Origin of the sequence: Pseudoduganella ginsengisoli (assembly GCF_009720865.1) — a bacterium.
Classification (GTDB): Bacteria; Pseudomonadota; Gammaproteobacteria; order Burkholderiales; family Burkholderiaceae_D; genus Rugamonas; species Rugamonas ginsengisoli.
The window spans coordinates 981,557-995,367 of sequence record NZ_WNLA01000001.1; the positions used below are offsets into that span (position 1 = coordinate 981,557).

General features: G+C 60.0%; 12 protein-coding genes. 8 read left to right on the top strand and 4 right to left on the bottom strand.

Annotated features, from left to right (window positions below):
• Positions 1 to 7 precede the first annotated feature (7 nt).
• The 3 genes from GM668_RS04305 to GM668_RS04315 all read right to left on the bottom strand — a co-directional run bounded on the left by GM668_RS04305 (position 8) and on the right by GM668_RS04315 (position 4,272).
• Positions 8 to 2,335 carry a TonB-dependent receptor domain-containing protein gene (locus GM668_RS04305; protein ID WP_155437641.1) on the bottom strand — a complete coding sequence of 776 codons (2,328 nt, stop codon included), beginning with the start codon at positions 2,333 to 2,335 and terminating at the stop codon, positions 8 to 10.
• Between the two features lie 238 nt (positions 2,336 to 2,573).
• Positions 2,574 to 3,653, bottom strand: a complete 1,080-nt coding sequence (locus GM668_RS04310) for a LacI family DNA-binding transcriptional regulator (RefSeq protein WP_371868626.1) — start codon at positions 3,651 to 3,653, stop codon at positions 2,574 to 2,576.
• Between the two features lie 10 nt (positions 3,654 to 3,663).
• Positions 3,664 to 4,272, bottom strand: coding sequence for a glutathione S-transferase family protein (locus GM668_RS04315; RefSeq protein WP_155437642.1), 609 nt, complete (start codon positions 4,270 to 4,272; stop codon positions 3,664 to 3,666).
• Positions 4,273 to 4,485: 213 nt separating this feature from the next.
• On the opposite strand from GM668_RS04315, the gene purB reads away from it, so the two are divergent.
• From purB to GM668_RS04335, 4 genes are all read left to right on the top strand, one after another.
• Entirely contained in the window at positions 4,486 to 5,862 is a 1,377-nt protein-coding gene (gene purB, locus GM668_RS04320; protein WP_155437643.1) for an adenylosuccinate lyase, read from the top strand.
• Between the two features lie 169 nt (positions 5,863 to 6,031).
• Complete coding sequence (locus GM668_RS04325; protein WP_155437644.1) at positions 6,032 to 6,556, top strand: cytochrome b; 525 nt, start codon at positions 6,032 to 6,034, stop codon at positions 6,554 to 6,556.
• 20 nt (positions 6,557 to 6,576) lie between these two features.
• Positions 6,577 to 7,137, top strand: coding sequence for a YceI family protein (locus GM668_RS04330; RefSeq protein ID WP_155437645.1), 561 nt, complete (start codon positions 6,577 to 6,579; stop codon positions 7,135 to 7,137).
• A gap of 31 nt (positions 7,138 to 7,168) precedes the next feature.
• On the top strand, positions 7,169 to 7,738 hold the full coding sequence (locus GM668_RS04335) for a YceI family protein (RefSeq protein WP_155437646.1): 570 nt from the start codon (positions 7,169 to 7,171) through the stop codon (positions 7,736 to 7,738).
• Positions 7,739 to 7,793: 55 nt separating this feature from the next.
• On the opposite strand, the gene GM668_RS31560 is transcribed toward GM668_RS04335, so the two are convergent.
• Entirely contained in the window at positions 7,794 to 9,101 is a 1,308-nt protein-coding gene (locus GM668_RS31560) for a hypothetical protein (protein ID WP_308506806.1), read from the bottom strand.
• 210 nt (positions 9,102 to 9,311) lie between these two features.
• On the opposite strand from GM668_RS31560, the gene GM668_RS04345 reads away from it, so the two are divergent.
• The 4 genes from GM668_RS04345 (at position 9,312) to GM668_RS04360 (ending at position 13,777) form a co-directional block, all read left to right on the top strand.
• Complete coding sequence (locus tag GM668_RS04345) at positions 9,312 to 9,581, top strand: GlsB/YeaQ/YmgE family stress response membrane protein (protein WP_155437647.1); 270 nt, start codon at positions 9,312 to 9,314, stop codon at positions 9,579 to 9,581.
• 665 nt (positions 9,582 to 10,246) lie between these two features.
• Positions 10,247 to 11,425, top strand: coding sequence for a hypothetical protein (locus GM668_RS04350; RefSeq protein ID WP_155437648.1), 1,179 nt, complete (start codon positions 10,247 to 10,249; stop codon positions 11,423 to 11,425).
• Positions 11,426 to 11,438: 13 nt separating this feature from the next.
• Positions 11,439 to 13,277, top strand: a complete 1,839-nt coding sequence (locus GM668_RS04355; protein WP_155437649.1) for a tetratricopeptide repeat protein — start codon at positions 11,439 to 11,441, stop codon at positions 13,275 to 13,277.
• Complete coding sequence (locus GM668_RS04360; protein WP_155437650.1) at positions 13,274 to 13,777, top strand: nuclear transport factor 2 family protein; 504 nt, start codon at positions 13,274 to 13,276, stop codon at positions 13,775 to 13,777. The genes GM668_RS04355 and GM668_RS04360 overlap by 4 nt, the downstream gene beginning before the upstream one ends.
• The last annotated feature ends 34 nt before the right edge of the window (positions 13,778 to 13,811 follow it).

The following is a 13,811-nucleotide window of genomic DNA, read 5'->3' on the forward strand; positions in this document are numbered from 1 at the left end:
GCATGTATCAAAATGCATATTGCAGGCTGGCCTTGACGGCGCGGCCCGCAATGGCGCGGGCGGCGTGGCCGTCGCCTTCCACTTCGGTGTAACCCAGTTTGTTGAACAGGTTATTGGCGGACAGCGTGAACGCCGCTTGCGGCGTCACCTGGTATTGCACGGTTGCGTTCACCACGTGGTAGGCCGGCATGGTGATGGTGTGCGCATCGTCCGCCCACGACTTGCCCGTGCCGATCAGCGACACGCCGACAGTGGCGTCGCCAATCACGTAGCTGGGCGCCAGCTGGTACACGGCTTTCGCCTGGCGGCGCGGCGTGTGGCCGATGACGGCTTCCTGGCCGGGCGCCGTGCCGGTGATTTTTGCATCCGTCAACGTCAAACCGCCATTGATGCGGAAATCGCCCGCGCTGTAAGCCGCTTCCAGTTCCACGCCTTTCGCACTGTAGCGGTTCGCCGTGCTGATGCGCGTCGTCGCTTCGTAATTGCTCTCTGCAGTTTTCGCGTGGAACAGCGTGACGAATGCGCTGGCGCCGCCCTGCCGCCATTTCAAGCCGCCCTCTGCCTGCTTGACCGTGTTGATGCTGATGGGCGCACTGCCATCGAGCGGTGTGCCAAACAGGATGCGGTCTGCATTGAATGCGACGCCATCGCTGACGCGGGCGAATACGGACAGGTTGCGCTGCAACTGGTAATTGCCGCCCACGGAATACGACGTGTGCGACGCCTTGTAATTGACCATTTGCTGCGTGGCCGGGTCGTAATACGTGCCGCCGGTGGCGATATTGGCGCTGCCGGTGGCGCGCTGGTTGTCGCGGCGCACGCTGGCGTCCACGTTCAGCGGGCCGTCTTCCCAGCCCACGTTGGCATACGGCGACACCAGCTTGTATTCCATATCGACTGCGCGCATGCAGCAGTTGCCCCATGCCGGGCCGATATAGCCGGGGGTGGCGCTGGCAGTTTTCAGCAATGCAGGGCTGCCGGTCTTCGCTTGCAGCTGGTATTCATTGAAGTTCCACGTCAAGCCCAGGTCTTGCAGCGACGTGTACAAGCCTGCGGTGCCCGTCAATTTGCCGCCGCCCAGCGCCCACGTCTTCGACAGCTTGACGTCGTTCAGCGTATTGCCCGCGTCATCGATCGACGTATTGAATACGACCGCGTGGAAGGCGCGGCCATTGTAGGCTTGCCCCGTTTGCGGACCGGTGGCGATCGTGTACGTGCCGACGGCGCCGTTATCGGCCGGGAAGATGCCGATAAAGCGGCCCGAGTTGCGCGCATGGCGGAAGTTGTCCGTCAACGCCACGCCCTGGCCCAGGTCCAGCGACAGCGCCACGCCAAACGTGTCGCTCTTCACAGCCAGGCCGTCATTGACGTTGGACGACACCTTGCCGTTGCCTTTGGCCAGCGAGACATCCTGTACCCAGTATGGCGAATAGAAGCTGGCCGTGCGCGGATCGATGCCGGCGATTTCACTGATGCGGCCACCGGTGACGGACACCGGCACCGGCAGCGCGGTCGGCGCCTTGTCGTCGAGGTGCTTGAACGACAGGCGCAGGTAGCCGCGGTCGAATTCGTGCGTCAGGTTGCCCTTGATCTGGCCGCCGCTTTCCGTGCTCATGCCGGTGGGACGGATGCCTTCGCCTGTGCGGTAATGGCCGCCGATGAAGAAGCGGGTTTTATCGGTCAGCGGTGCGCCATACGAAAAATCGTAGCGCGTCTGGTCATAGCCGAGGCCGCGCGTGATGCCGATGCTGCCGCCTTTGTTGTCGCCGGTCTTGCTGATGAAGTTGATGATGCCGCCCGGCGAATTGCTGGCCAAGGTCGAGGCGGAACCGCCGCGCACCGCTTCCACGTGATCGAGCGTGCCATCGATTTTCACGTAGCTGTCCGGCGTGATGAAGTTGAAGTCGCCCGATTGCAGCACAGGCAAGCCATCTTCCTGCATTTGCACGTAGCGCGAACCGCCGGCGGAAATCGGCACGCCGCGCACGGTGATGTTGGCGTTGCCTTCGCCGCCGGACGATTCAGCACGCAAGCCAGGGATCGAACGCAGCAGCTCGGCGGCGCTGGTGGGGACGGCGCGGGCAATCGCGTCGTCATCCAAGGTCGACACGGACACGCTGGTTTTCATTTTCGACTGGCCGCGGGCCGTGCCGGTCACCACAATCCGTTCGAGTTTCAAGCCGTCGGCCGGGGCGGCGGCGGGGGTGGCGGTTTCAGCAGCGGTGGGGGCTTCGGCGGCGGTGTCGGATGCCTGCTGGGCTTGGGCGGCAAAGTGCATCAGGGCGGCGGCGACAGCAGTCGCCATGCGGCCGCGCTGGGCGGTACGAACTTGCATGATTCTTCTCCGGTTGTAATGTTTTTTAAGTGCCGCTGCGCTGGCGGCGTCTGCACTGCAGATGCCACATTATTCATCAACTTAATTTTTATTGCAATCGATTGCAATGACATTTTTAATGTCATCTGGAACAAAAATGTATTTTTTATGCAAACGGTTGCAAATGAGGCAGGACGCTAGCGGTCCATGGATCCTCGCCTGCGCGAGGATGACGAACGGGCGACAGGAACGGACAGCGTCAAACGCTGCTGGCGCGGATGATCAGTTCGGTGGGAAGTTGCTGCGACGTGACGCTGCGGCCTTCGGCCAGGTCCAGCACGGTGGCCACCAGCGCGCGGCCCGCATCGGCCATGGGCTGGCGCACGGTGGTCAGCGGAGGATGGAAGTACGTCGACAATTCGATATCGTCGTAGCCGGCCACGGCCACGTCTTGCGGCACGGAGCGGCCCAGTTCGCGCAATGAATTAATCGCCGTCATGGCCAGCAAGTCGCTGCACGCAAACAGCGCGTCATATGGCACGCCGCGGCGCGCCAGTTCCTGCACGCCTTCCGTGCCCCCTTCCGGCAAGAACGATACCGGCACGTGCAAGGCGGGATCGGGAGACAGCCCCGCCTCTTCCAGCGCCTGGCAATAGCCCTGGTGGCGCATGGCGGCTTCCGGCATGTTGGTGTCGCCAAGGAAGGCGATCCGGCGCCGCCCCTGCTGCAGCAAGTGGCGCGTGGCCAGCAAGCCGCCCGCCACGTTGTCGCCCCCCACCGTGCAATACAGTTGCTGCGGCAATTGCGCGCCCCATACGACAATGGGAACGCCGCGCGCCGCCATCTGGTTCAACTGGTCATGGTGGCGCCACTGGCCGATGAGAATCACGCCGATCACGCGGCCCGTGTCATAGGGCTGCGCCGCCGCATCGAGCTGGTCGGCATCGACACGCGACAGCAGCATATCGAAGCCCTGCTCCGTCAGTGCGTCGGCCAGGCTGCCCAGCATGCCGAGGAAGAACGGGTCCGTCAGGTGCTGGCGCGTGTGTGCGTCGGAAACCGCGGGAATCACGACGCCCACCGTGCGGTTTTGCTTGAGGCGCAAATTTTGCGCGCCGATATTGATCGTGTATTTCAGCGAGCGCGCCAGTTCCATCACGCGGTCGCGCGTTTCCTGGTTGACCAGCTTGCTGCCGCTGAGGGCGCGCGACACGGTCGACGTCGACACGCCCGCCAGGCGCGCGATGTCCGCCATTTGCAGGCGGCGCTTTTCTGCATTCGACAAAGATGGGGCAGGCGCAGCCGCATCCGGCTGCGCAGGTGGTGCTTTTTTCGGCATCAGCAGCGAATTATTGCGGGACCGTGTCGCGGAACGATGGGCGCTCGGACAATTTATCGTACAGGCGGCCCAGGTTCGGGTGCTTGCCGCGCCAGTCGATTTCCGGGAAGCGGAACGCCAGCCAGCCGACCGTGCACCCGACCGCCACGTCGGCCAGCGAATAATGGTTGCCCGCGCAATACGGCGATTCGCCCAGTTTATCGGACAAGAATGCCAGGCCCTGGCTGACCTTTTGCAACTGGCGTTCGATCCACTCCTGGCTTTGCTGTGAAGCGGGACGCAGCGTACGCTCCAGGCGCACCAGCACACCGGCATCGAGCACGCCATCGGCAACAGCTTCCCAGCATTTGATATCGGCGCGCTCGCGGCCATTCGGCGGCAACAGCTTACATACCGGCGTCAACGTATCGAGGTATTCCACCATCACGCGCGAATCCACCAGCGCATGGCCATCTTCCATGATCAGGCATGGCACTTTACCAAGCGGATTCACATCGTGGATGCGGGTATCCGCTTGCCACACGTTTTCCAGCTCGAACTGGTAATCGAGCTTTTTTTCAGCCAGGACAACCCGGACTTTCCTTACGTAAGGACTGGCGAGAGAACCGATAAGTTTCATAGACGCTAACAAAAGGAGGTTAGGTAGCAGTATAGCATCGCGTTTGCGCCCATCGGCTATCGGCAGCCACCGGCATCGGGTAGCCGGGCAATGGTAAAATCTTGTTTCGCCTGTTTTTTTCAGCCCCCGCAACGCACTTGCGGCACTGTTGCACCGTGGTTTTCCCACCACGCAGGCCAGCATCCCACTTTTAACTTAAGCACCCCGCTGCCCATGACCACTACGCCCTACTCCACCCTGTCGGCCCTGTCCCCGCTGGACGGCCGTTATGCATCGAAGACCGATAAGCTGCGCCCGATCCTGTCGGAAGCCGGCTTCATGCACAACCGCGTGAAAGTTGAAATTTCTTGGCTGCAAGCTCTGTCGCAAGCCGGCTTTGCTGAAATCAAGCCATTTTCGCTTGACGCGACCGCGCTGCTGGACAAGCTGGCGTCGGACTTCTCGGAAGCCGATGCCGCCCGCATCAAGGAAATCGAAGCCGTCACCAACCACGACGTGAAAGCAGTTGAGTACTGGCTGAAGGAAAAGGTCAAGGATGTGCCGGAACTGGTGGCAGCAAGCGAGTTCATCCACTTCGCGTGCACGTCGGAAGACATCAACAACACGTCGCACGGCATGATGCTGAAAGCCGCCCGTGACAACGTGATGCTGCCGTCGCTGAACACCGTGGTGGCCAAGCTGACGGAAATCGCCCACACCAACGCGGACTTGCCGATGCTGTCGCGCACGCACGGCCAGACCGCCAGCCCGACCACCTTGGGCAAGGAATTCGCCAACGTCGTGGCCCGCCTGCAGCGCGCCATCAAGCGTATCGAGCAAGTGGAAATCCTGGGCAAGATGAATGGCGCCGTCGGCAACTACAACGCCCACCTGTCCGCTTACCCATCGTTCGACTGGCCAACGTTCTCGAAGAACGTCATCGAACAGCGCCTGGGCCTGGTGTTCAACCCGTACACGATCCAGATCGAACCGCACGACTACATGGCGGAACTGTTTGACGCGTTTGCCCGCGCCAACACGATTTTGCTGGACTTGAACCGCGACATCTGGACCTACGTGTCGCTGGGCTACTTCAAGCAAAAGCTGAAAGCCGGTGAAATCGGTTCGTCCACGATGCCGCACAAAGTCAACCCGATCGACTTTGAAAATTCGGAAGGCAACCTGGGCCTGGCCAATGCCGTGCTGAAGCACCTGTCGGAAAAACTGCCGGTGTCGCGCATGCAGCGCGACCTGACCGACTCCACCGTGCTGCGCAACATCGGCGTGGGCCTGGGCTACACCTTGCTGGCGTACGACAGCTGCCTGCGCGGCCTGAACAAGCTGGAAGTCAATCCACAGCGCCTGGCAGCCGACCTGGACGCATCGTGGGAAGTGCTGGCCGAGCCGGTGCAAACCGTGATGCGCCGCTATGGCATCGAGAATCCGTACGAGCAATTGAAAGAACTGACCCGCGGCAAAGGCATTTCCAAAGATGCGCTGCAAGTGTTCATCAACGGCCTGGCCATCCCGCAGGAAGCCAAGGACGTGCTGCTGCAAATGACGCCGGCTAATTACATCGGTATCGCCGACAAGCTGGCCAAAGCTATCTAATCAATATTTAAGTTCCGACATGCAACACGTCGGAACTGAGGTAGAGTTGAGGGCGGATCAATGATCCGCCCTCTTTGCTTTAAGCGTCCCGTAATTCTTCTGCTCGGCAGAGTTTAAGTTTCTTTGTTATATTTAGTTCTAACACGTACTAATTTTCTGAAGGACTGCCATGGAACGCTACACGAAGACCGCCATGCTGTTGCACTGGCTGGTAGCCATCCTGATCATTGCCGCCTTTTTGCTTGGCCTGACGATGGTCGACATCAAGGGCATCACCCCCACCAAGCTGAAATACTACTCGTGGCATAAATGGATGGGCGTCACCGTGCTCTTCCTCGCCGTGGCCCGCGCCCTGTGGCGCGCCAAGCATACGCCGCCGCCGCATCCTGCCAATGCGCCGGCCTGGCAAAACAAGGCGGCGGACGTGGTCCACTACCTGCTGTATTTCTTTATTTTCGCCGTGCCCATTTCCGGCTACCTGTACACGCTGGCGGCCGGCGTGCCGGTCGTGTACCTGGGCGTTTGGCAAATGCCGGTGCTGTTTGAAGGCACGCCGGAATTGAAAGCGTTCTTCAAGCCCATCCACTATTGGCTGAACATGTCGATGGCCCTGTTTGTCATCGCCCACGCGGGCGCCGCGTTAAAACATCACTTCATTGACCGTGACGGTGTGCTCAAGCGCATGCTGCCGTAATCCTTACACCGGAGTTAATTATGAAACAAACCGCATTGATGACGTCCTTGCTGGCCTCCCTGCTCACCCTGTCGCTGGCTGCCGGCGCCGCCGTATTGAAAACCGATGCGGCAAAAAGCACCGTGTCCGCCACGTTCAAGCAAATGAATGTGCCGGTCGAAGCGAAATTCAAGAAACACAACATCATCATTGATTACAACGACAAGTCGCCGGAAGCATCGAAGGCCACCGTAGACATCGACACGGCCAGCCTGGACCTGGGCGAAGCGGAAATGAACAAGGAAGTGGCGAAGAAAGAGTGGTTCAACTCAAGCCAGTTCCCGAAAGCCACGTTCACGTCCACGGCCATCAAGAGCGCAGGCCCCGGCAAGCTGACCGTGACGGGCAAGCTGACCATCAAAGGCAAAGCCACCGATGTGACGTTCCCTTTGAGCGTGAAAGCCGATGGTAAAAACCAGGTGTTTGATGGCGCCCTGCCCATCAAGCGCCTCGCCTACAACATTGGCGAAGGCGAATGGAAAGACACCAGCATGGTCGCCGATGACGTGACCATCAAGTTCCACGTAGTAGCAGCACCATAAACCACGATTATTCCACTAGGGAGACCCTCGCATGAAAGCCAAAGTCCTGATCGCCGCCCTGATCGCCGCCTCCGCAAGTTCGGCGTTTGCAGCCGATACGTACAACATCGATCCCAACCACACGTACCCCAGCTTCGAAGCCGACCACCTGGGTATTTCGGTATGGCGCGGCAAGTTCACCAAGACTTCCGGCACCGTGACGGTAGACCGTGCAGCGAAAACCGGTTCGCTCAATATCGTCATCGATGCCAAGTCGATCGACTTTGGCCATGAAAAAATGAGCAACCACGCGCGCTCGCCGGACATGTTCAATGTCGAGAAATTCCCGGAAATTACGTACAAGAGCAATGCGCTGAAATTTGACGGCGACAAGCTGGTGTCGGTGGATGGCGACCTGACCCTGCTGGGCGTGACCAAGCCAGTGACGTTACACGTGAAATCGTTCAAGTGCATCCAGCACCCGATGCTGAAGCGCGAAGTGTGCGGCGCGGACGTCGCTGCGGAATTCAAGCGCAGCGACTTCGGCCTGAACTATGGCTTGCCAAAATTCTCGCCGGACGTGAAGCTGGCGATCCAGGTGGAAGCCATCAAAGCTGACTAATCGCAGTCAGTGGCATACAGGGGCCGGCCGGGTAAAACCTGCCGGCCCTGCTGCTTTACGGGGTTTCGTGGTACGGATCCCCCGGGTTCGGATGGCTCACGCGATCCCATGCAGCGCGCGCCGCCGACTTGGCTTGCGTCCAGTTCAGGCGCGACCGTTCCTTCGTGGATTCCCAGTCATTGCGCAGGCGTTCCTCAGCCGCATCCCACGTGCCGCCATAACGGTGACGGCTGTTATAGCCCAGCGCATACGCGGGGCCATAATCGTCGAAGTCATAACCGGGCACGTAGTAATTCTCGTTGTGGAAGTGGTCTTGCCAGTAGCGCTGCTCTTCCGCAGGGTTGACTGCCGAGCCAACGCCCACACCCACGGCGCCGCCGGCCAGCGCGCCAATGGCTGCACCGGCCGCCATCCCCACCGGTCCGCCAGCAGCGCCCATCGCAGCGCCAGCCATCGCGCCACCGCCAGCGCCCACACCCTGGGCCATATGGTGGTCTTCCAGGTCGTCACCGGCTGCCGGGTTGACCACTTCCCCCGTGCCTTTGCCTGCCAGGCCACCGGCCACGCCGCCAATCACGGCGCCAGCCGCCATCCCGACAGGTCCGCCGGCAGAGCCCATCGCAGCGCCAGCCAGCGCACCGCCGCCGGCGCCCACGCCTTCCGCCATATGGTGGTGTTCCAGGTGGTCGCCGGCTTTGGGATTGACCACTTCGGCCGCGCCTTTACCTGCCAGGCCCCCGGCCACGCCGCCAATCACGGCGCCGGCCGCCATCCCTACCGGGCCCGCAGGGGTACCCGCTGCCATACCAGCCAGCGCGCCGGCGCCAGCGCCGACCCCGGTCCCCAGCACGTGCTGGCCCGATTCCTGTTTCCAGCTGTCGGTAAGGTAAGCCGCGTCTTCGTCCGAGCGGGCGTGTATGCCCATCAAGATGCCGCCTTTTTTCACGCCTTCTTCATACAAGTGCGCGCGCTCTTCGGGAATGCCCGCGCCCACCAGCGCACCCAGCACGCCGCCCGTTACGGCCCCGGCGCCAGCGCCGGCAATGGCAGCCGCCACAGGCCCCGCCACCACCACGCCTATGCCTGGCAGCACAACCGTCGTGCCCACCGCGGCGATGGCGGCCAGCACGGCGCCCACGGCGCCGCCGATGCCGGCGCCCACGCCGGCCCCTTCGGCAGCCTTGCTGCCCAGGTCCGTGTCATCGGTGGCAAAGTGGCGCTTGCGCGCGTCATCCGACATCACCAGGTTGACGTCGTCCTTGTTATAGCCGCGCTGCGCAGCCCGTTCATAGGCGCGCTCGGCGCTGTTGCGGTCGTTAAACAAGCCGGTGACCAGCCGCGAACTGTCGTAGTTACTCATCATTAGTCTCCCAAATGGTTGTCAATGCGAGATGGCCACCTTACGGCCCCGGCCATAAGGCTTCTGTGCGGGCGCGCACACGCCGCCCGGCGCCGGGACATCCCTTCAGCGTTCGTACGCTGGCGCACGGACGCCCTTTGAGGGCGCGGCCAAAATGAGTCCAATGGCCATCCCGGCCGGGCTGGCCTGTCGTCATAACGATAGGAGGGCAACATGAGCTTTGTACTTTGGATTGTCATAGGCGGTATCCTGGGCTGGCTGGCCAGCATGGTCATGAAGACCGATGCGCAGCAAGGCATCTTCCTCAACATGGTCGTGGGGATCGTTGGCGCCCTGCTGGGCGGCTGGCTGCTGACGCCATACTTTGGCGGCGGCACCATCAATACCGATGATTTCAGCGTCATGTCGCTGGTCGTGTCCTTCCTGGGCGCGGTGATCTTGCTGGGTATCGTCAATCTGCTGTTCCGCGGCCGTCTGCGCTGAAATCCCCCCTCTGGCCGGACGCCCGTCCGGCCATCTCCCCTCTTCCAAATTCCCCCGATAGTTTGCAGGAATGCTCACTATTATTTCCCGCCGCAATTGAGCAAATAATAATTCCAATTTCTTTAAAATAATTAATAAAGCCTTTTTCCTATTTTTAATTTGTCATTCGATTGACATTTAATTTGTCACCCTATTGACAATTGAAAAATTTTTTTATTTCGATAGTTGACATTCGAATTTGCGGGGTCTAAAGTTCGGTCCGGGTGTTACGAAATGCCCAATTTGATTTAAAAACAAACCTTTTAAGGAGAATTGAAATGAAGAAAATTTCCGCAATTAAAGCACAAAAATTGAAAACCACGGCAGTCGCCATGTACCCAATCTTTATGTGCTGGCCTTTCTAATCCGGAAAATACCGGATTTTAAAATATACAAACCTGAAGGAGTTATTACCATGAAAAAGATTTCTGCAATCAAAGCACAAAAACTGAAAACCACCGCCGTTGCGATGTATCCAATCTTTATGTGCTGGCCTTTCTAAGCCGGCAGTCCGCATCGCGTTTTTAAATCCTGAAAGAGTGTTCACTGGCTGGCAGCAGGCCACTGCCGCCTTTGATACCCAATAAAAAAATCTGCCGCAAACCCCTGATGACCCGGAACCCACCATGGCAACTCACTGCGACACGTACTGCGTCATTCCCCTGTCCATCCAGCCCGAGGGCGAGGATTTCCTGGTGGGGAGCCAGGATCTGCAGGAGTATTATCAGTTTCCCGAAGAAGGCGTGCGCATCATCCGCCAGTTGCAGCAAGGCGCGGCCGTGGCTGATATCAAACGGGAATTCGGGGATGCGGTAGATATCGATGACTTTCTGAATGTGCTGCTGGAAGCCCGCTTTATCCATGCGCCAGACGCACCGCCGCCGGAAGCGTCCGGCACGGACCGCCGCTGGAAGTTTGCCGTCCCCGCCCCCATCGCCAGCCTGCTCTTTTCCTGGCCCGCCTGGGGCGCGTATTGCACGCTGATTGCGTATGCGCTGACCGCCGCCATTGCCGATCCCCGCCTGCGCATTAACCCCACGGCGCTGTACTTGCAAGACCATTTCACGATTTCACTGCTGACCTTACTGGTATTGCACAGTTGCGCAACAGGGCTGCATGAATTGGGCCACATGATGGCTGCCGCCAAATATGGCGTGCCATCCCGCTTAGGCTGGGGTAACCGGCTGTGGAATATCGTAGCGGAAGCAGATTTATCCGGCTTACACGCTTTACCCCGGCAGTCGCGCTATTTACCGTTAATGGCCGGCATGCTGGTGGATGTATTAAACATCGCGTTCATTACGCTGCTGATTAAAGCATTAATTATTCGAGGCAGCGATCCTTTTATTATTAATATTTTCCAGGCATTGATATTGCAGATTTTGGTGACGTTGTCGTGGCAATTCAATGTCTTCCTGAAAACGGATATCTATTATGTCCTCTGTACTTACTGCAACTACCCGAATCTCGATAGCGAGGCCCGCATCTATTTGCGCGAAAAACTGCACCAGCTCAGCCTGGGATGGGCAGGGGCAGCGCGCGACACGGATTACCACCATTTACCCACCTTGCGCGCCTTTGCCGCCGTCTGGGTGGCGGGACGGGTCGCCTCCCTGGCTTTCCTGTTCGTGGTCGTAATCCCCACAGTGCTGCGCTATGGCAAGGATGCGTGGAATGCGCTGGGCAGCGCCGCGTCCGCCAGCCGCCAGTGGGACTTGAGCCTGTTCTTTGTCTTCTCTGCCTCGCTCCTCGCTGCCGGACTAGTCGTCTGGATACGGGGCCGGGCGCCTACCCAAAAAACGTAAGAGGGAATGCAACATGTTGAATACCACCCACCTGTACCGCCTCCGTCCCATCCAGCAGCTGGATACCCCCGTGCTGGCGACCGCCGTGCGCACGTATGAACTGGACGCCAGTTTTACCAGCCACGGCGTGTGGGCCGGCGTCAGCAGCCTGGTCGAACAGGCTTACCTGTACTTCGCCGTGCAGGGCCGCCAGGATGTGCTGGATGAACACAATTACGCGCTGTACATGATGTTGCCGCAATACCGCGACACCATCGGGCTGAAATATGCGTGCCTGACCGACACGGCCAGCATGACGGAAAAAACCCGCAATTTCCCGCTGGACCGCGCTTACCGCCTCGTCAATGGCGCCGTGGGATTGATTGCCGCGTGGAAGGCGGAAGTCGCTGCGGATGAACAGTGGGCGCTCTTGATACGCAACTTTCACGAAGCGGGCCACCTGGCGTCGCGCTTTGTGACGGAACTGGCACGCCGCCTGTCCATTCCCAGCCGCATCATCGTGTGCATCGAATGCCCGGCCGTACCGGACACCGCTGCCCTGCCCTGGGCTTCCGTGACGCCCGAGGCCGGATTCCTGCCCATCATCCTCCTGACGCCGCAAGACGACGCGCCGCCGCAAGCGGAGGGGCTGACGTTTGAAGATTTGTATGGCGCCGGCATGGATGAGTGGGAGCGGCTGTACATTCCCCTGCTGCGCTATTACCGCAACCGCGGCGATGGCTTGAATGCCGCCCGCGTCGCCATGCGCGCACTGTGCGTGCACAACCACTATGGCTTTTATTACGAAGCATCGACCTTTGTCGATACCGTGCTGCCATGGCTGGACAAGCTGGTCGGCGGCGATGAAGCGGCGCGCTGGGATTACATCGGCAATATCTTCCAGGGCCTCGTGACGACAGGACAAGAACAGCGCGCCTTGGCTGTGGTGGAAAAATATGCGCTGCCTTGCCTGACGCAAAACGTGTTGAAAGCCAAGCTGCACTACCTGCTGGCGATGGTGCATTTGCGCTACCTGAAAGAACAGGATGTGCCGCTGTCGCACCGCCATATCGAAGAAGCGCTGCACAGCCTGCAAATGGCGGAAGGCGAAATCCCCGATGAACAATTCGCGTTCTTGAATGTCTTCCTCAACAATGGCCTCGCGTTCGTGCGCGTGCGCCAGGGCCGTCCGGAAGATGCGCTGATGCTGTGCCAGCAAGGCTTCCTGTATTTGACGGACATGCTGGGCGATGACGTGCACCGGCTGCACCGCTCGGTGCTGCTGTATAACTCGGCGCAAGTGCTGTCCGCGCTGGGCCAGCAGGAAGAGGCGCTGCATTACTACTACCGCGCCATGGAAATGGATCCGTATTACTCCGAATATTACAACGAGAGCGGCAACATCTTGCAGCGGCTGGGCCGCTACGATGAAGCGCTGGCCATGTACAGCCTGGCGGCGCGCTACAGCGCACCGTACGCGGAAGTGTATTTCAACAAGGGGGCATGCCATGCGCAACTGGAACAGTGGGATGCCGCCATTGCGTGCCTGCGCAACAGCCTGGAATTACATCCGCAACAGCCGGAAGCCTGGCTGCTGCTGGGGGAAGCACTCGACATGCTGCAGCGGCGCGATGAAGCGCAAGCCGCGTACAGCGCCGCCATCGAACTCGATGCCGGCCACGTTCCAGCCCGCGTGAACCGCGCCGTCAACCACTATGCGCACGGCGATTTGCCCGCCGCACTGTCTGACATGGACCGCGTGCTGGAACTGGAACCCATGGTGGCCGGCCATTACGCCAACCGCGCGGAAATCTACAAGGCGCTGCAATTGCGCGACATTACCGCCATGCGGCAATACCAGGAGGCGGCATGAACAGCTACCGTTCGCTTTCGCGGCGCACGCTGCTGCTGGTCGCCGCGCTGAGCGCCACCTTTGTGGCCCTGATTTTATTGATGGGAGGTTTCATCATGTACACGCAAGCGATTGCCGCCGACGTACCATCGAACCCGCTGGCCGAACTGGTGCGCGCCCACGCGGAAGCCCAGCGCAATTTCGACCAGGCGCGCCTGCAAGCGCTGACCACCGACGATTACATTGAAGTGTCGCCCGTGGGTGAATTGGACAGCCGTGAAAAAATGCTGAGCTTTTACGCGCCGGGGCAGCAGCGCCCCGCGCCTGCCGTGCAAGTGGAAGCGCCGGTGGTGCGCATGATGGGCGATACTGCGCTGGTCGTCGCGAAACTCGTCTACACGATGGCGGGCCAGAACCAAAGTTTCGCCATGATGGCCAGCTACGTTGCGCAGAAGCAAGATCATCGGTGGAAATTGGTGTCGGCGCACTACACGGGCATCCGGCCGCCAAAATCGAGTTGACGTATACGTCAAGCAGGCGGATACTGGCGCGCGC

Bases quoted from the DNA above. Each gene is read 5' to 3' on its own strand.
- GM668_RS04305 (WP_155437641.1), bottom strand. From the start codon at position 2,335: ATGCAAGTTCGTACCGCCCAGCGCGGCCGCATGGCGACTGCTGTCGCC.
- GM668_RS04310 (WP_371868626.1), bottom strand. From the start codon at position 3,653: ATGCCGAAAAAAGCACCACCTGCGCAGCCGGATGCGGCTGCGCCTGCC.
- GM668_RS04315 (WP_155437642.1), bottom strand. From the start codon at position 4,272: ATGAAACTTATCGGTTCTCTCGCCAGTCCTTACGTAAGGAAAGTCCGG.
- purB (WP_155437643.1), top strand. From the start codon at position 4,486: ATGACCACTACGCCCTACTCCACCCTGTCGGCCCTGTCCCCGCTGGAC.
- GM668_RS04325 (WP_155437644.1), top strand. From the start codon at position 6,032: ATGGAACGCTACACGAAGACCGCCATGCTGTTGCACTGGCTGGTAGCC.
- GM668_RS04330 (WP_155437645.1), top strand. From the start codon at position 6,577: ATGAAACAAACCGCATTGATGACGTCCTTGCTGGCCTCCCTGCTCACC.
- GM668_RS04335 (WP_155437646.1), top strand. From the start codon at position 7,169: ATGAAAGCCAAAGTCCTGATCGCCGCCCTGATCGCCGCCTCCGCAAGT.
- GM668_RS31560 (WP_308506806.1), bottom strand. From the start codon at position 9,101: ATGATGAGTAACTACGACAGTTCGCGGCTGGTCACCGGCTTGTTTAAC.
- GM668_RS04345 (WP_155437647.1), top strand. From the start codon at position 9,312: ATGAGCTTTGTACTTTGGATTGTCATAGGCGGTATCCTGGGCTGGCTG.
- GM668_RS04350 (WP_155437648.1), top strand. From the start codon at position 10,247: ATGGCAACTCACTGCGACACGTACTGCGTCATTCCCCTGTCCATCCAG.
- GM668_RS04355 (WP_155437649.1), top strand. From the start codon at position 11,439: ATGTTGAATACCACCCACCTGTACCGCCTCCGTCCCATCCAGCAGCTG.
- GM668_RS04360 (WP_155437650.1), top strand. From the start codon at position 13,274: ATGAACAGCTACCGTTCGCTTTCGCGGCGCACGCTGCTGCTGGTCGCC.